General features: G+C 51.7%; 18 protein-coding genes and 1 tRNA gene. 11 read left to right on the top strand and 8 right to left on the bottom strand.

All coding sequences use genetic code 11. The features are described from left to right. Window positions 1-96: 96 nt before the first annotated feature. Window positions 97-456, bottom strand: a complete 360-nt coding sequence (locus OCV69_RS15605) for a hypothetical protein (protein ID WP_158360230.1) — start codon at window positions 454-456, stop codon at window positions 97-99. A gap of 159 nt (window positions 457-615) precedes the next feature. Between OCV69_RS15605 and OCV69_RS15600 the strand changes: the two genes are divergently transcribed. Next, window positions 616-921, top strand: coding sequence for a helix-turn-helix domain-containing protein (locus OCV69_RS15600; protein ID WP_158360229.1), 306 nt, complete (start codon window positions 616-618; stop codon window positions 919-921). Window positions 922-1,031: 110 nt separating this feature from the next. On the opposite strand, the gene OCV69_RS15595 is transcribed toward OCV69_RS15600, so the two are convergent. Continuing rightward, window positions 1,032-1,104 (bottom strand) — tRNA-Lys (locus OCV69_RS15595). Next, on the bottom strand, window positions 1,075-1,242 hold the full coding sequence (locus OCV69_RS15590; protein ID WP_262563222.1) for a hypothetical protein: 168 nt from the start codon (window positions 1,240-1,242) through the stop codon (window positions 1,075-1,077). The genes OCV69_RS15595 and OCV69_RS15590 overlap by 30 nt, the downstream gene beginning before the upstream one ends. Before the next feature lie 52 nt (window positions 1,243-1,294). Here OCV69_RS15590 and OCV69_RS15585 point away from each other — a divergent pair, with 52 nt between their 5' ends. The 4 genes from OCV69_RS15585 to OCV69_RS15570 are packed head-to-tail and all read left to right on the top strand — an operon-like array spanning window position 1,295 to window position 6,143. Continuing rightward, window positions 1,295-1,969: an ABC transporter ATP-binding protein gene (locus tag OCV69_RS15585; protein ID WP_158360228.1), complete on the top strand. Its 675-nt coding sequence runs from the start codon at window positions 1,295-1,297 to the stop codon at window positions 1,967-1,969. A gap of 19 nt (window positions 1,970-1,988) precedes the next feature. Further along, the gene (locus OCV69_RS15580) at window positions 1,989-3,821 is read left to right on the top strand and encodes a zinc ribbon domain-containing protein (RefSeq protein ID WP_158360227.1); all 1,833 of its coding nucleotides are present in this window, start codon (window positions 1,989-1,991) and stop codon (window positions 3,819-3,821) included. Window position 3,822: 1 nt separating this feature from the next. Next, window positions 3,823-5,010, top strand: coding sequence for an ABC transporter permease (locus OCV69_RS15575; RefSeq protein WP_158360226.1), 1,188 nt, complete (start codon window positions 3,823-3,825; stop codon window positions 5,008-5,010). Continuing rightward, window positions 5,007-6,143, top strand: a complete 1,137-nt coding sequence (locus OCV69_RS15570) for an ABC transporter permease (RefSeq protein WP_158360225.1) — start codon at window positions 5,007-5,009, stop codon at window positions 6,141-6,143. Before OCV69_RS15575 ends, OCV69_RS15570 begins: the two co-directional genes overlap by 4 nt. A 22-nt stretch (window positions 6,144-6,165) precedes the next feature. On the opposite strand, the gene trxA is transcribed toward OCV69_RS15570, so the two are convergent. The 3 genes from trxA to trmB form a co-directional block, all read right to left on the bottom strand. Further along, window positions 6,166-6,483 carry a thioredoxin gene (gene trxA / locus OCV69_RS15565; RefSeq protein ID WP_330599956.1) on the bottom strand — a complete coding sequence of 106 codons (318 nt, stop codon included), beginning with the start codon at window positions 6,481-6,483 and terminating at the stop codon, window positions 6,166-6,168. 22 nt (window positions 6,484-6,505) lie between these two features. Then, window positions 6,506-6,652 carry a hypothetical protein gene (locus tag OCV69_RS15560; RefSeq protein ID WP_022274270.1) on the bottom strand — a complete coding sequence of 49 codons (147 nt, stop codon included), beginning with the start codon at window positions 6,650-6,652 and terminating at the stop codon, window positions 6,506-6,508. 73 nt (window positions 6,653-6,725) lie between these two features. Beyond that, window positions 6,726-7,367, bottom strand: coding sequence for a tRNA (guanosine(46)-N7)-methyltransferase TrmB (gene trmB / locus OCV69_RS15555; RefSeq protein WP_158360223.1), 642 nt, complete (start codon window positions 7,365-7,367; stop codon window positions 6,726-6,728). A 1,408-nt stretch (window positions 7,368-8,775) separates the two neighbouring features. On the opposite strand from trmB, the gene OCV69_RS15550 reads away from it, so the two are divergent. Then, window positions 8,776-9,996, top strand: a complete 1,221-nt coding sequence (locus OCV69_RS15550) for an MFS transporter (RefSeq protein ID WP_002584949.1) — start codon at window positions 8,776-8,778, stop codon at window positions 9,994-9,996. Window positions 9,997-10,076: 80 nt separating this feature from the next. Here the strand turns inward: OCV69_RS15550 and OCV69_RS15545 are convergent, their stop codons facing one another. Together OCV69_RS15545 and OCV69_RS15540 are read right to left on the bottom strand one after the other, a co-directional pair. After that, complete coding sequence (locus OCV69_RS15545; protein ID WP_002575858.1) at window positions 10,077-10,877, bottom strand: helix-turn-helix domain-containing protein; 801 nt, start codon at window positions 10,875-10,877, stop codon at window positions 10,077-10,079. 78 nt (window positions 10,878-10,955) lie between these two features. Then, window positions 10,956-11,219, bottom strand: coding sequence for a hypothetical protein (locus OCV69_RS15540; protein WP_002575859.1), 264 nt, complete (start codon window positions 11,217-11,219; stop codon window positions 10,956-10,958). 228 nt (window positions 11,220-11,447) lie between these two features. Here OCV69_RS15540 and OCV69_RS15535 point away from each other — a divergent pair, with 228 nt between their 5' ends. From OCV69_RS15535 to OCV69_RS15515, 5 genes are all read left to right on the top strand, one after another. Beyond that, the gene (locus tag OCV69_RS15535; protein WP_002575860.1) at window positions 11,448-11,861 is read left to right on the top strand and encodes a cysteine-rich VLP domain-containing protein; all 414 of its coding nucleotides are present in this window, start codon (window positions 11,448-11,450) and stop codon (window positions 11,859-11,861) included. A 111-nt stretch (window positions 11,862-11,972) separates the two neighbouring features. Continuing rightward, a complete protein-coding gene (locus OCV69_RS15530) occupies window positions 11,973-12,368 on the top strand; it encodes a replication initiator protein A (RefSeq protein WP_002575861.1) in 396 nt (131 codons plus the stop codon). Between the two features lie 173 nt (window positions 12,369-12,541). Then, on the top strand, window positions 12,542-13,486 hold the full coding sequence (mobV, locus tag OCV69_RS15525; RefSeq protein WP_002575862.1) for a MobV family relaxase: 945 nt from the start codon (window positions 12,542-12,544) through the stop codon (window positions 13,484-13,486). 40 nt (window positions 13,487-13,526) lie between these two features. Beyond that, on the top strand, window positions 13,527-13,682 hold the full coding sequence (locus OCV69_RS15520) for a hypothetical protein (protein ID WP_002575863.1): 156 nt from the start codon (window positions 13,527-13,529) through the stop codon (window positions 13,680-13,682). Window positions 13,683-13,776: 94 nt separating this feature from the next. After that, a complete protein-coding gene (locus tag OCV69_RS15515) occupies window positions 13,777-15,288 on the top strand; it encodes a recombinase family protein (RefSeq protein WP_002575864.1) in 1,512 nt (503 codons plus the stop codon). The last annotated feature ends 140 nt before the right edge of the window (window positions 15,289-15,428 follow it).

The following is a 15,428-nucleotide window of genomic DNA, read 5'->3' as shown; positions in this document are numbered from 1 at the left end:
TTCTTTTTAAATTCAGGGGTGTAACTCTGTGGCATAATGTGTACCTCTTTTCTTTATAAGATTGATTATATCTTATTAGCCACTCCTGTTACAACATTAGTATAGCACTTCAAACCTTCTGGGTGTTTCCTTATCGCCTATTAAATCAAACAGATCCACCTTTCCGCCCGATGCATCCTCGCCGATCCGGTCTATCCTTCCATCATTATGCAGCATAAATGCCGCATTTCCTATGAGGACCTTCTCTCCAGCATGACCTGTTCTTAAATATCCATCTGGTCCCAGCCACCAGTAATGGCTGCCGCTTTTCTTTAGAGTGTTCCTCACCCGAGCACCTGAATCGTCCCGGTACTCCCACCTTCCGTCTTCAAGATACCAGTATCCCGCAAAAGCAGTCATACAGGTGGACATTGCCATCAGAAACGCCATTCCCAATGCCACAAGCCTTTTCTTCATACTTTCCTTCCTTTCTGTATTGCAAATTTTTTATTTAAGCCCAGTATAGCACAGTGGTTTTCATTTGAACAGTATAACTATTACAATTGAGTTCTATTTTCTTAATCAATAACAACTTAAAATAAGGAATAGAATTGGATGCAACAGGGGATTGATAACATGGATGTGATTAAAAGAATAACAGAATTAACCAGCGAACGTGGTTGGAGTACTTACAGGCTTGCCCAGAAGTCCGGGCTTTCTGCATCCACCATCGCCAATATCTACCGCCGGAACACGGTTCCATCACTTTCAACCCTGGAAGCCCTCTGTGACGCATTCGGGATCACCCTGAGCCAATTTTTCGCAAAGGATACCGATGCCGTACCCTTAACGCCGGAACAAAAAGAAATGTTTAATAAGTGGGCAAACCTGACCCCATCGCAAAAAGAAATCATCGAAAAAATCATTCGTGAATTTCATTGACCAGACACATCGATCCGCTTCCCTGCTCCGCGGCAGGCTCTCTGCCTGTTTCAGACATAAAAAAAGTCCCAACCCCGCAGCCCTAAGTCTGCAAAATCGGAACCTTTCAGTGCGCCTTCGGGGGCTCGAACCCCGGACAAATAGATTAAGAGTCTACTGCTCTACCAACTGAGCTAAAGGCGCTTGGTATTTTGTTTTTCTGTGTCTCTGTGTTATCTCCTTGACACGTCCATTATTATATGACAAGGTTCCGAAAAAGTCAACACCTTTTTTTACTTTTTTTTTAAACTTTTTTACGTTTTCCCAAAACGCTTCCATCACCCCCCTCTCATATGGTAAAATAAGGGCCATAAAACAGGAAGGAGGACGGCTTATGCTGGAGGTTTCCGGAATCTGTAAGTCCTATGGAAAACACAGGATCCTAAACGGCGTCAGCTTTTCAGCCGGGCCCGGCCAGTGCGTGGGAATCGTCGGAACCAATGGCTGCGGAAAGACCACGCTTCTGTCGATCCTGGCGGGAGCCCTGCGGGCAGACAGCGGGAGCATCCGCATCAATGGGACCGAGATCCTGGGAAGGTCCGGGGCTGCCGCAGACCTTACGGCCTATGTTCCCCAGGAGAACCCGCTGATCGGAGAGCTGTCGGTAAAAGACAACCTGCTTTTATGGCACCGCGGAAGCCGGAAGGAGATGGAGAAGGATCTGACAGAGGGCTGCAGCTCTGTCCTGGGGATCGGCCCCATGCTGAAGAAGCGGGTGGATACCCTGTCCGGAGGCATGAAAAAGCGCCTCAGCATCGCCTGCGCCCTTTCAGGCCGCGCCCCTGTCCTCATTATGGACGAACCAGGAGCCGCCCTGGACCTGGAATGTAAACGGGATATACAGGCCTATCTGAAAGCCTACACGGCGGACGGAGGGACTGTGATCCTTACCTCCCATGAAATGGAGGAGCTGGCCCTGTGTACCAGTATGTACGTCTTAAAGGACGGAGTTCTGATTAAGACCAGAAACAGTCTCTCAGCCGAAGAGCTGATCCGACAGTTTCAATAAACAGAAATGGAGGAACTATATGATTTGTTTTAAATGTGGAGCAGAAATTCCCGAAGGAAGTACCATTTGTCCCGTATGCCATGCAGATCTGACCCTGGAGTTTGCCCAGACGGATCCCCAGAAGACCGGATCCGCCTCCGGCGGCGGCAGCCCTGCCCCTGGAACAGCCCCGTCCTCCGGTTCTCTCCCCTCTGTACCGGAGGAACCAAAGCCAGGAAAGAAAGGGATGAAGATTTTAATCGCCGCAGGCGTGGTGGCAGCCGCAGGAGCGGCAGCGGCCTTTGCCTTCACCCGGATGAACGCCAAAGATCCCAAGGAAGCCGTGGTAGATGCTTTTCAAACAGCCTTTTCCCACGAACAGGTATCTCCGGCTGAGGATATTTTCGGACTCAGCCAGTTTTCCAGCGCCTCTGTCTCCTCTGATGCAGAAGCAGGGCTGACCTTAAGCCTGGACAGCAGCTCCATGGAAGAGCTGAACGCCCTTACCGGCGGCGGTCTCCGCATTTCCAGCCGGAACGATGTTTCAAATAAGAAGAGCGACGCCAATGTGGGAGTCGTTTACAATGGCATGGATGTGGTAAACCTGGATCTTTATTATGGCGACCATACATTGATGGCCGCCATCCCGGAGCTGTCGGAAAAGGTCCTCACCCTGGATCTGGGAGACGGTCTGGCAGACCGGATTAAAAATTCCCCTGCCATGAGCCGCCTTCTGGATGAAAACGGCATCTCTGCCGACGCGGCAGCCGCTTATCTGACGGAGGTCACTGCCCTGGCCGAAGAAAATACCGCTGCGGGAGGAAACACGCTGGATCTTCCCGCCCTTATGGACCGTTACAGAGAGGGCTGCAAGGCCCAGGAAAATTTCAAGGCGGCGCTGACCGTGGAAAAGACTGATAAAAGCACTGTTACTGTCAATGGACAGGAAAAGGAATGCCGCGGCTACTCTGTGTTGGTCAGCAAGGCGGCGCTGATCGACTTCTTGCGGACCTCCTCGGACTTTTTCCTCCAGGATGAGGCCTTGAAAAACCAGTACCTGCGCCAGCTGGAGCTGACCGTAAAGCTGAACGGTCTCATGGGCGGCTCTGTTCCCGCCACAGCCGAAGAGCTTCAGGCAGACGCCTACGAGGAAGCAAAGGCAGCCGCAGACCAGATGATCCAGGCCCTGGACGCGTCCCTGACGGACATCCAGATGACCGTATACCTGGATAAGGACGGCGTGCTCACCTCAGTCCTGGGCTCCACTGTAATAAACGACGGGATCACAGGCAGCGACGGCGACAGCCAGACCGTTCCCACTGAGGTGGCCTTTGAAGCTGTGTTTGAAGGCGGCGCATACCCGCTCCAGAACCTCACCGGCCAGCTCACCATCGGAAGCGGCGACGACGCCATGACTCTGTACCTGGTAAAGCAGGGTGTTTATGACGATAAAAAGCTCACCTGTGACGCTTCCCTGGATCTTGTGTCCGGCTCCGGAGACAGCACTCCGTCTGTTTCCATCCTGTATTCCGGCAGCTACATAACAGAAAGCGGCGATTACCATATTTCCCTGGAAGCCGTGGAAAACGGATCCCAGCTCTTTAAGATCTCTGCCTCCGGCATCGTAAGCCAGCTGGAAAAGGGAACGAGCATCCAGGCGGATATCGACTCCCTGGAGATCTCCACCGCTGACTCTTCCCTGATCTTCAGCGGCAATTACTATTTCAAACCTCTTTCCAGCGAGATCGCTCCCCTGGAGGGAACTCCCATGGACGTTCTGGCCGCCACCGAAGAGGACTGGTATTCCCTGATCATGGAAGGCGCTTACGGGTTCATGGAAGTAGCCGACCGGCTGGGTATTTCCTTATACTAATATGAAGATACGTCTGTTTTATCTGAAGCTGGAATTAAAACGGGCGCTGAAATGCCTCCCTCTGATGGCAGCCGGGGCAGCCGTACTGATGTTTTTCATGGGTGCGGCTGCCCTTCTGGCAGGCAAGGCCCTGTACGGCGGTCAGGCTGCGGGGCGGATCACCGTCGGCGTAGCTCTTCCTGAAGACGACATTTTAGCGAAGCAGGTGACCTCCATGCTCAGTTCTCTGGAAAGTGTAAAAAGTATCTGTGATCTTTCCTACATGAGCCGGGAGGAGTGTCTGGAAGGGATGGAAAACGGAGAGCTTCTGGCCGCCCTGCTGGTGCCGGAGGGCTTTGTCCAGGACATCATGAGCGGCGTCAACACACCGGTCCCCGTGCTTCTTCCGGAGAACGCAGGAGTGGAGAGCCGGATCTTTAAGGAGCTGGCCGATGCGGGGGCGCAGACCTTAAGCGCCGCCCAGGCTGGGATCTACGCCGGGGACGAGCTTTTGGACCTTTTTCACTGCTCAGAGGCCAGGGCACAGCTGGAGCGGGATCTGAACCGCCTGTATCTGGAATACAGCCTCCCCCGCGGTGAGCTGTTCCGGAAAACAGCGGTGAGCGCCTCGGGGGATGTAAAGCCGGTGGTCTTTTACGCCATCAGCCTTTTCATCCTGGCCCTTATGCTGTCGGCCATCCCTGTTTCGGGCTTTCTCCAGCCCCTGGATCCTGTGCTGCGCAGGCAGCTCCTCCTGACCGGCGTTGGTCCCGTTTCCATGATCCTATCCCGGATCCTGGGGCTGGCCCTTCTCTACATGGTCCTTCTCCTGTCTGCCGCCTCCGCAGCCGTCCTTACAGGCGCTGTTCCGTTTTCCTCCGCGCTTCCCGCAGCACTTCTGCTCTTAAGCGTTTCTGCGGCCTCCCTGGCTGTATGCGCCTTCCAGGCGGCAGGGAACCGGATGGGAGGCGTACTTTTCCTGTTCCTGGGAGCCACAGCGCTGCACTTTTTTTCCGGCGGGATCCTGCCTCTGGTGTTCCTTCCCTCTGCCTTCCAGAAGGCAGCCCCGTTCCTTCCGCCCTATATTTTCATTGAGACTGTAAAAATGGCTGTCACCGCCCACTGGGAGCCCTGGATCTTTGCGGCGCTCCCGGCAGTTTTCCTGGCGGGAGCTCTCATAAGCCTGGCATTTGAGGTAAAACGCCCATGAAAAAAGTCATTCTATGGTTTTTCTTATGCTGCAAGCGGTATCTGAAGCGGATCCCGTTTCTGCTCCTTCTGGCCGCCCTTCCTCTGACCGCCCTCGCCGCATCCAGGATGGAAAACGGAAAGGACGGTACGGTACGGATCGCCGTCTGCTGTCTGGATCCAGAGCCGGCCAGCCTGGGAAACCGGTTAAAGGAGAATCTCCTGGCCCGGGATACGGGACTGTTCTCTTTTTATCCATGCGAAAATGAACAGCAGGTACGGGACCATGTGGCCGCCCGAAAGGCAGAGTGCGGATATCTGATCCCTGAAAACCTGGAACAAAAAATAAACAGCGGACGCTTTAAACGCTCCATCACCGTTTTTTCCGCTCCCTCCACCGTAACGGCCTCCCTTTCCACCGAGGTGGTATTCTCAGAGCTGGCCGCCATCCGGAACAAGGATATCCTGGAGGATTACGTGGAGCAGGGCGCTGCTTTTGACGCCCTGGGGGCTGTGGGATCCCCAGAACGGAAAAAGGCCTCCGGACAGGCCGGAGACCTTTATAAGGAACGGATGGAGGACGGCAGTACCTTCCGTTTTGAGTATGTATACACATATGCGCCGGAGCAGACCGGGAAAAGCTCCGGGGAGACCGGGACCGCAGCCTCTTCCCCAGGGCTCTTTCCAGTCCGGGGGCTGACGGCTGTGTTCCTTTTTATCACCGGACTTTACAGCGCGGTCACAGCCGCAGAGGACAGCCGCAGGGGGCTTTTTATCCCTCTTCCGGTCCGTCTCCGCCTTCCCTGCCGCTTCGCCGCCCTGGCGGCTCCTGTGGCCCTGGCGGCCCTGTCCGGACTTTCTGCGGTGCTCCTCTCGGGAGGACCGGGAGTCTCATCCGGCGGTGCGGCGGCCATCCTCCCGGAAACGGCGGCCATGGCCCTTTACGCCCTTGCCGTTTCCATTTTCTCCATGGCCCTGGGAGCCGTCCTTAAAACGCCGGAGGCCCTGGGAGCTGCGATCCCCTTCTTCATCATCGGAAGCCTGGTCTTCTGCCCCGTATTTTTTGATGCAGAACGGCTTCTTCCCGGGCTTGGACAGGCCGGAAGGCTCTTTCTGCCTTATTACTACCTCCGCGGCTTCTTCCACTGGCCCTGAAAACCAGTGGAACGGCCCGCGCTTATAAAACCGAATCCAGTAACTTTCTGAGGTCAGAGGCGCTCTGAAGGCCCACCTTCCGCTCCACAGCCCTGCCATCCTTAAAAAGGATCAGCGTGGGAACGTTCATAACGCCGTAGCGGCCGGCGATATCCATGCTCTCCTCCACATCCAGCTTTCCGATCACAGCCCTTCCCTCATACTCCTCCGCCAGCTTCTCCACTGCCGGAGCCATCATTTTACAGGGGCCGCACCAGGTGGCAAAAAAATCCACAAGAACAGGTTTATCCGAACCCAGTACCTCTGTGTCAAAATCAGCGGCTGTAAACATTTTTTCCATATGCATTTCTCCTTTATGATCTTTATTTTTTTGTTTTTTTACCCTTTCCGCAGAGCGCGGCGCTGGCCTCGTCAAAACACTTTTTAAACCGCAGCACTGTGCGGTCCAGCTCCGTCTTATCGCAGGTTGCCCTGGCTAGGCTCCTCCGGATCCTGGTCTTTATGTCCATAAACGCTCCATGGCTGTTTTCTCGTAATATTGTATGCAGGCCGGCGCCTTCTATCCTTTTAAAAAGAGAACTCTTATTTTTTTCTGGACGCCACCAGCTTGCAGATGGGCTTTCCCTCTGAGCAGAACTTTGTCTCGTACTCGGTCATCACATTCCCCTCCGCCATTTCGCTGTTGTGAAGATCGAAAGTGTGGGCATCCACCGTCCATCCGGCCTCCGGAATGGACTCCAGGGAGTACCGGAACAGGTCCTGGTTGTCGGTTTTAAATTCGATGATCCCGTCTTTTTTAAGGATCTGATCATAAATAGGAAGGAACCGGTCAGAGGTCAGCCGTCTCTTGGCGTGACGGTCCTTGGGCCACGGATCCGAGAAATTCAGATAGATCCGGTCCACCTCTCCGGCATCAAAAACGTCCGCCAGCTCCAGGGCATCGATCCGCATGAAGTAAATGTTGGACAGCTCCAGCTGGGACCGCTTCTGGAGCCCTCTTAACAGCACGCTGGAATACCGTTCAATACCAATGTAATTCACATCCGGGTTCTTTTCCGCCAGCTCCATGATGAATTTTCCCTTTCCCATACCCACCTCGATACGGATCGGATTCTGGTTTCCAAAAAATTCATGCCATTTTCCCTTTAATCCCTGGGGATCCTGGATCACATAGGGGCTTTCTGCGATCTGCTCTTCTGCGCCTTTAATATGGCGTAATCTCATATTTTTATGTCCTCCTGATCTGTTTTCATCTGTTTTTTGTATCTGCTATTTTACCATCCTGTTCCTGTATTTGCAACAGCGGCCATGGACAGAAGCGTGTGCTCTGGAATGGAGGCTTCAAAAGCTGTTATCGTTTTTTGGAATATTTCCACGAATGTTCACAAATTGTTAATGCAAATTTTTCATTTTTCATTTATAATACCTGACTTCCGTCGTTTCTCTCAAAACATAGTACTCAGGAGTCCAGGAGGATACAGTTCTGAAAAAGATTGTTGATTTCTTTTTCAGTGAGAAACAAAGCATCAAGATTCGTTAGGCCGGTAGCTTTTTTGACTTTTTCGTTTACTGTCTGGTTTAGGTCAGTTTACAAGGAACTACACGCAGACCGTGAAACGGGCTGCTGACAACAAACGGCGCTATGCTCCCGGCTGGGTGCATAGCACCTGTTTGTTGCGGGGGTTTCCAAAGGGGGCAGCGCCCCATTTGGCACACGACTTTGCGGAGCAAAGTGTAGTGTGTTATACGCTCTGTCGGCGTTGCCCTGAAAATACCGTTGCCGCCGGGGAGGGCAAGGGCATTTGACGCGGCAGGAAAGCAGGGCTTTGTTTGGGGCTGGTAAGCCGGAAACAAAGGGCTGATTTCAGCAGCAGACAGGGCGTATTATGAAAGCCCCCGTCCCTCGTCCTCCGCCCCCGGCCTATGGGACAAAAAGTCCCAAAGCTCTGGACACCGTGACCAGATGTGTGGCCACACTCCGGGAAAAGTAGCAGGACGGCAGGAAACCGTCAAGGCTGAAATGAATGGGCTGACGCCCGGCCTTGACCGTTCCCCGCCGCCCCGCTGGATGGGTGGACAAGGTGGCCAATCCCTAAAAGTGTTTGGCCGCACTCGTTCATTTTGGGGCCTTTCTTCTCCCAAAATTGAAATGGGCGGGAAAGCCCTAAAATGGCTTTCCCGCCTTGATTACCCATTAGCAAAGACGGGCGAGACTGTCAACGGCGGCGCTGAAAGCGCCGTTCATCTTGACCGTTGACTGGCTCGCCTGGCTTTGCTACTGCCCGTAAGAGATGGAAAAACAAGATGGAAAACAAGGTTAAAAATGGTTGACAAGTCTATCGGATGTGTGTTATACTGTGCGACAGTTTGAGATTGGAAGGAGGCTTACGTGTGTTAATTTGTGTACGCTAATAAGCAATAAAAAGTAGAAGTACCTTTCCACATGATGGTGGGCTTTTTTTGCGTGCGTATGCAAAGGAACACGTAGGTTTGACACGAGCAGTCTTTGAACTGTATCGTGGTGTTTTTTCGTGCTTTGTTGTTATGCAGGCGTCTGCCCTCTCTGTGGGACAACGCCTGCTTTTTATTGCAGAAACAAAGGAACAATGCAATAAAAAAGGAGGTTCGCATTATGACCCAAAACAACAATTCATGGAGAAAAACTTATTTTACACTTCTTGCCGGACAAGCAATATCCTTTATTAGCAGCGGTATTTTGCAAATGGCCATTATCTTTTATTTGGTTGCGAAAACTAATTCTGCAATCATATTGACGGCGGCAACACTGATTGGATTTTTGCCGCAAGCCTGTTTAGGCCCGTTTGCAGGTGCTTTTGTTGACCGGCACAGCCGTAAAAGCGTAATGATTGGTGCGGATTTGATAATTGCCGCCGCTGGCGGTATTCTGGCGCTGGTGGCGTTTTACATGGAATTGCCCGTATGGTCTATTATGGTTGTCCTGTTAATCCGAAGTGCGGGAACTGCTTTTCATTCTCCAGCATTCAGCGCAGCAACACCTATGATTGTGCCAAAAGAGGAACTTACAAAATGCGCTGGTTACACGCAGACCATGCAAGCAGTAAGTGCGATTATCAGTCCAGCTGCCGCAGCGTTTTTATATGCTGTTTGGCCTCTTAATGCAATTATATTGTTAGATATTGTGGGTGCAATCCTTGCCTGTGTGACTGTTGCGATTTCGTCCATACCAACGCCTGAACTATGTCCAGAAACGAAAAGACAACAGTTTTTACAGGATATGAAAGAGGGGTATGTGGTATTAAAGCAAAACAGGGGCCTCTTTGCTCTGCTCTGGATTGGTGTAATTTATATGTTCTTTTATATGCCAATCAGTACGCTTTTTCCTCTCATCTGTATGTCATACTTCAAAGGAACACCGGCCCATGCCTCTGCCGCTGAAATTGCTTTTGCGGTTGGTATGCTGCTTGGCGGAGTCATTCTGAGCATTTGGGGCGGTTTTAAGAAACGGCGGTACACCATCGGTCTTTCCGTTCTCCTGATGGGCGTTAGCAATATGCTCTCCGGGCTTTTGCCGCCAGACGCATTTCTTGTCTTTGTTGTGTGCTGTACTGTTATGGGAATTTCCGCTCCATTTTACGGTGTGCAAAATGCGATTTTTCAAGAAACGGTCAAACCAGAATATCTGGGGAGAGTTTTTTCTCTACTGACAAGCGCCGCTTCCCTCGCCATGCCGTTTGGCCTTGTCATTTCCGGGCCTCTGGCGGAGCGGCTGGGAGTTGAGAAATGGTTTGTCATTTGCGGAATTGGCATTATCATCGTTGCGCTTGCCGTATTTTTACTACCCGGTTTGAGAGAGATTGACAATACGCAATAATCAACTGCACCTTTTTCTATTACTAAACAAAATGCCTGGATGGTGGTTCTGAAAAACCAGAACCGCCGTTCAGGCATTTTTTATCTTCGTCCTCTCTGCGGTTTTGGATTCTTCAGCAAGTCGGATTTTTCCGCAATCTTTTTCAGCCACTTCCGTTCTTCTACTGACAGCTTCCTAAAATTCAGCTTGAGCCGTTTGCAGATAAACGCCAAGTACGCTTGTTCCGTGTCGCTGTCCTGGCTGACGATTTCACCAGCAGTTTCCAGCATTTCTTTTAGCGGGTTATCCTCTGGGACGCTGAAAAAATCGTCCTTGTGTGTTTCCCGCAGAGCAAGGGCAATCCCGTTTATGTCCCGTTGTATCACATAGCGGCAAAACTCGTCCTCATCAATATGGGCGGTGATAAGCTGTCTTAACTGCGTATCACTCATGCCAGGATTATGCTTTTTTATAACAGTTGCGCTCATCGTGTCCACTATGGCGTTTGCACCCTGCGCCTGTTTCAGTGCCGTTCCGTTCACATAGATTTCAAGGTCAGCCATCAGCCGGGGGAAATCCGGGTGCGCCGCCAGCTCACACAGCAGGGTATTGTCTATCCTCCCGCTTTTCAGCAGGTCAATCATTTCATCACTCAAACGCAGGTCTGCAAGATCGGCGTTTGGGTGATTTTTCATTTCAGACAGCCCCAGCAGATAATCAGCGGTCACACCGTAAAACTTCGCCAGCCGGATAAGGGCATAGTGGCTGATGTCCTTGAAGTCTTCCGTTTCGTAACTGCCCAGCGCAGACTTGGAAAGCCCGGTCTGCTCCGCAAGCTGCCCCAGCGTCAAGCCACGCTCCACACGTAGGTCTTTTAATCGCTCTTGTATGGATAAAGACATATTCACCCTCCTTGCTAGCTCAACGAAAGAGAAGCCGTTATGCTATGTACTATGCTCATAGCATAACGGCATAGGCATTTACAGTTTTATTTTACCATTTGCTACATCTTCACGAAATTTATCAACAAGCTTCGCTGTCAGCTTGGATTTACCGTAGTGTTCAAGTACAAAAGTACGATAACTTTTTCCATCTACAAGCACATCACTTTTTCTGGTCAACAACCAATTTCCGTTACCTCCTCCCTGTTCTCTAATATTCCAGTCTTTCCCATATCTTTTATAGATTTCATCTTTTTTACCTTGAACAGACATTGATTCGCTTGGAATATAAACAATTTGCATAATAGCTCCTCCTTTATTTTGTGCAAGAAGACCAGAAACCTGAATTTGTCTTTTATCTTTTTTTGATTATATCACAAATCCGAGAGCGTGGAAATAGGGAGTTTTTCAGGCTGATTTCCTACCTCTTGGATATACGGCACAGGCGGTCAAAAAGGTGTAGACTTGGGATAGTTCATCGATGGACAAGCACCTTGGAAACAGAACACGCCAAAGAAAACGGAGGGACGCATGAGCAAAAGACCCTATCAACACCTGCCGCCGCTGGAACACAGGCCGGACGGCTCCCCCTACCGCATAACCCCGCCCCAGAAGAGACGAGCCAGCGGCCTGATACGCCGGGAGTGCTGCAACTGCGAGGACGGAAACTGCCTTGCGCTGGACGATGGCGACACCTGCGCCTGTCCGCAGATGATTTCGTTCTCCGTCTGCTGCAAGTGGTTCCGCTGGGCGGTCTTGCCGCTGGACAGGACGCTGGAAGCGGAGATTTACCGGGACAGGGACTTGAAACGCTGTGCGGAGTGCGGCGGTGTGTTCGTCCCGAAGTCCAACCGGGGCAAATACTGCCCGGACTGCGCCGCCAGAGTTCACAGGCGGCAGAAAACAGAAAGTGAACGGAAAAGGAGGTCTGCTGTGGACAGTTAAGAGCGGGAAAAGCCTTGATTTGCAAGGCTCCGCAAGCCCTCAACCGGGGCGGCTGGTATCATTTATCATTCGCCCCGGAAAACGGGCCTCTAACCGTCCACAAAACACGCTATGACAAACACGATTTATATTCACCAGCCGGAAAAGGCGTTCAGTTTCACCCGGCTCCCCAATTTCCTTTTTGAAGCACCCACATTCCAGCCCTTGAGCAACGAAGCGAAGGTGCTGTATGCCTTTGTCCTGCGCCGGGCGGAGTTGTCCCGGAAGAACGGCTGGGCGGACGAGTACGGGCGGGTCTACCTGTACTACCCCATCTGCGAGGTGGTCGCTTTGCTCCGCTGCGGGCGGCAGAAAGCGGTCAACACCCTGCGGGAGTTGCAGTATGCGGGGCTGGTGGAAATCCAGAAACAGGGCTGTGGAAAACCCAACCGCATTTACCCGAAATCCTATGAAGCGGTTCCAAACACCGACTTCAAGAAATCCGGTTATGGTACGCCGGAGGGCTGAAAACCGTACTTGGCGAGTACGAAAATCAATCCTCTTGAAGTACGGAAATCTGACGGTATATAGAAATACAGAGATTAAAACCATCTATTTACATTCATTCCATTCCAATCCTATCAGAGATATTTTCGGCGGGAAAACCCGCCGGAAAGGAATGGAATGGGGAAAGGAGTTCAATGGCACAACACGCAATTTTGCGATTTGAGAAGCACAAGGGCCACCCGGCGGGGCCGCTGGAAGCCCACCATGAACGGAAAAAGGAGCAGTACGCCAGCAACCCGGACATTGACACCAGCCGGAGCAAGTACAATTTCCACATCGTCAAGCCGGATGGCCGCTACTACCATTTCATTCAGAGCCGCATCGAGCAGGCCAGATGCCGCACCCGCAAGGACAGCACTCGGTTTGTGGACACGCTGATTACCGCCAGCCCGGAGTTTTTCAAGGGCAAGTCCCCAAAGGAGATAGCGGCCTACTTCCAGAGGGCGGCGGACTTCCTCATTGACCGGGTGGGCCGGGAGAACATCGTTTCGGCTATGGTACACATGGATGAAAAAACGCCCCATCTGCACTTGGTCTTTGTGCCGCTGACAAAGGACAACCGCCTGTGCGCCAAAGAAATTATCGGCAACCGGGCCAATCTGACGAAGTGGCAGGACGATTTTCACGCCTGTATGGTGGAGCAGTACCCCGACCTGGAGCGTGGGGAAAGCGCCAGCAAGACGGGCCGGAAGCATATCCCCACCCGGCTGTTCAAACAGGCGGTCAACCTCTCCAAACAGGCGAGGGCCATTGAAGCGGTTCTCTCCGGCATTACCCCGCTGAACGCCGGAAAGAAGAAAGAGGAAGCCCTCTCCATGCTGAAAAAGTGGTTTCCGCAGATGGAGAACTTCTCCGGGCAACTGAAAAAATACAAGGTCACAATCAATGACTTGTTAGCGGAAAATGAAAAGCTGGAAGTCAGGGCAAAGGCCAGCGAAAAAGGCAAGATGAATGACACGATGGAACGGGCGAAGTTAAAAAGCGAACTGGACGATATGCGGCGGCTGGTTGACCGTATCCCGCCGGAGATTTTAGCGGAACTGAAACGGCAACAGCGGCAGCATGGAAAGGAAAGGTGATCTTATAAGTAATATCAGATACAAAAAGGAAATCGAAATCGTGACTTTTCAGGGAAAGGAAATCACACTGGAAAATCTCTCCCCGGTGTTCACGCCGGAACAGGAAGCAGCCAAACGCCGGGAACTGGAACAGCAGCTTTATGAGGTGTTCCGCAAGTACGCCGACAAGCGGGAGAGTGAGGAAGCCGGGACATAAGGTTTTCCAAACCCATCATTGATTTGCGGGGCTGCTGGCGGTATAATAGAACTGTCAGCAGCTCCGTTTCTTTTTTAAGAAAAGGAGCGACAATATGAACAATCGGATAGACGCAATCTATGCAAGACAATCGGTAGACAAAAAGGACAGCATTTCCATTGAAAGCCAGATTGAATTTTGCAAATACGAGTTGAAAGGCGGTAACTGCAAGGAATACACAGACAAAGGGTACAGCGGCAAGAACACAGACCGTCCGAAGTTTCAAGAACTGGTGCGGGACATCAAGCGGGGCTTGATTGCAAAGGTCGTGGTTTACAAGCTCGACCGTATCAGCCGTTCCATTCTGGACTTTGCCAACATGATGGAGCTGTTCCAGCAGTACAATGTGGAGTTTGTGTCCTCTACGGAAAAGTTTGATACCTCCACGCCGATGGGACGGGCCATGCTGAATATCTGTATCGTGTTCGCCCAGCTTGAACGGGAAACGATACAGAAGCGGGTAACGGACGCTTACTACTCCCGCAGTCAGCGGGGCTTTAAGATGGGCGGGAAAGCCCCTTACGGCTTCCATACGGAGCCTATCAAGATGGACGGTATCAACACAAAGAAGCTGGTGGTAAACCCGGAGGAAGCGGCCAATATCCGGCTGATGTTTGAGATGTACGCCCAGCCCACAACTTCCTACGGGGACATTACCCGGTACTTTGCCGAACAGGGGATTTTGTTCCATGGCAAAGAGCTGATACGCCCCACGCTGGCGCAGATGTTACGCAATCCTGTCTATGTGCAGGCAGACCTTGATGTGTACGAATTTTTCAAAAGTCAAGGTACAGTCATTGTCAATGACGTTGCCGATTTTACGGGCATGAACGGCTGCTATCTGTATCAAGGGCGAGATGTAAAGGCCAGCAAGAAAAACGACTTAAAAGACCAAATGCTGGTACTGGCTCCCCATGAGGGTATCGTCCCCTCCGACACCTGGCTGACCTGCCGCAAGAAGCTGATGAACAACATGAAAATCCAGTCTGCCCGGAAAGCCACCCACACATGGCTGGCAGGAAAAATCAAGTGCGGGAATTGCGGGTATGCTCTTATGAGTATCTACAATCCCTCCGGCAAACAGTATCTCCGCTGCACGAAACGGCTGGACAATAAAAGCTGTCCTGGCTGTGGGAAAATCATCACTTCGGAACTGGAAGCGGTTGTTTATCAGCAGATGGTAAAGAAGCTGGCAAGCTACAAGACGCTGACAGGAAAAAAGAAAGCGGCAAAGGCAAACCCGAAAATCACCGCCCTGCAAGTGGAACTTGCCCATGTAGACAGCGAGATTGAAAAGCTGGTGGACAGTCTGACGGGGGCAAACAATGTCCTGTTCTCCTATGTGAATGTGAAGATAGCGGAACTGGACGGGCGCAAGCAGGAACTTCTGGCAAGGATAGCGGAGTTGACTGTGGAGGCCATCAGCCCGGAACAGGTCAGCCAGATTTCCGGCTACCTCGATACCTGGGAGAATGTATCTTTTGATGACAAGCGGCGTGTGGTGGATTTGATGATCACCACCATAGCCGCCACAAGCGACAGCTTGAACATCACATGGAAAATCTGACTGGCGGCACCCCTCCCGTCAGATACCTACCCTGTGTAGTCCCTTGTAAACTGTACTTTCGGGAAATATTAATATAAGAGCCATCTCCTTTATTGACAACCCGGAAGTCCCGTATGAAATCAATCAGATCATAAGAATTA

This window comes from Alitiscatomonas aceti (genome assembly GCF_025567195.1).
Taxonomy (GTDB): domain Bacteria; phylum Bacillota; class Clostridia; order Lachnospirales; family Lachnospiraceae; genus Alitiscatomonas; species Alitiscatomonas aceti.
The sequence above is the reverse complement of the archived record's forward strand: the minus strand, read 5'-3'. Positions and strand labels throughout refer to the sequence as shown.

Excerpts from the sequence above, each read along its gene's own strand:
- OCV69_RS15535 (WP_002575860.1), top strand. The coding sequence starts at position 11,448 with ATGAGCAAAAGACCCTATCAACACCTGCCGCCGCTGGAACACAGGCCG.
- OCV69_RS15540 (WP_002575859.1), bottom strand. The coding sequence starts at position 11,219 with ATGCAAATTGTTTATATTCCAAGCGAATCAATGTCTGTTCAAGGTAAA.
- trmB (WP_158360223.1), bottom strand. The coding sequence starts at position 7,367 with ATGAGATTACGCCATATTAAAGGCGCAGAAGAGCAGATCGCAGAAAGC.
- OCV69_RS15550 (WP_002584949.1), top strand. The coding sequence starts at position 8,776 with ATGACCCAAAACAACAATTCATGGAGAAAAACTTATTTTACACTTCTT.
- OCV69_RS15580 (WP_158360227.1), top strand. The coding sequence starts at position 1,989 with ATGATTTGTTTTAAATGTGGAGCAGAAATTCCCGAAGGAAGTACCATT.
- OCV69_RS15605 (WP_158360230.1), bottom strand. The coding sequence starts at position 456 with ATGAAGAAAAGGCTTGTGGCATTGGGAATGGCGTTTCTGATGGCAATG.
- OCV69_RS15560 (WP_022274270.1), bottom strand. The coding sequence starts at position 6,652 with ATGGACATAAAGACCAGGATCCGGAGGAGCCTAGCCAGGGCAACCTGC.
- OCV69_RS15515 (WP_002575864.1), top strand. The coding sequence starts at position 13,777 with ATGAACAATCGGATAGACGCAATCTATGCAAGACAATCGGTAGACAAA.
- OCV69_RS15585 (WP_158360228.1), top strand. The coding sequence starts at position 1,295 with ATGCTGGAGGTTTCCGGAATCTGTAAGTCCTATGGAAAACACAGGATC.
- OCV69_RS15600 (WP_158360229.1), top strand. The coding sequence starts at position 616 with ATGGATGTGATTAAAAGAATAACAGAATTAACCAGCGAACGTGGTTGG.
- mobV (WP_002575862.1), top strand. The coding sequence starts at position 12,542 with ATGGCACAACACGCAATTTTGCGATTTGAGAAGCACAAGGGCCACCCG.
- OCV69_RS15530 (WP_002575861.1), top strand. The coding sequence starts at position 11,973 with ATGACAAACACGATTTATATTCACCAGCCGGAAAAGGCGTTCAGTTTC.
- OCV69_RS15545 (WP_002575858.1), bottom strand. The coding sequence starts at position 10,877 with ATGTCTTTATCCATACAAGAGCGATTAAAAGACCTACGTGTGGAGCGT.
- trxA (WP_330599956.1), bottom strand. The coding sequence starts at position 6,483 with ATGGAAAAAATGTTTACAGCCGCTGATTTTGACACAGAGGTACTGGGT.
- OCV69_RS15570 (WP_158360225.1), top strand. The coding sequence starts at position 5,007 with ATGAAAAAAGTCATTCTATGGTTTTTCTTATGCTGCAAGCGGTATCTG.
- OCV69_RS15575 (WP_158360226.1), top strand. The coding sequence starts at position 3,823 with ATGAAGATACGTCTGTTTTATCTGAAGCTGGAATTAAAACGGGCGCTG.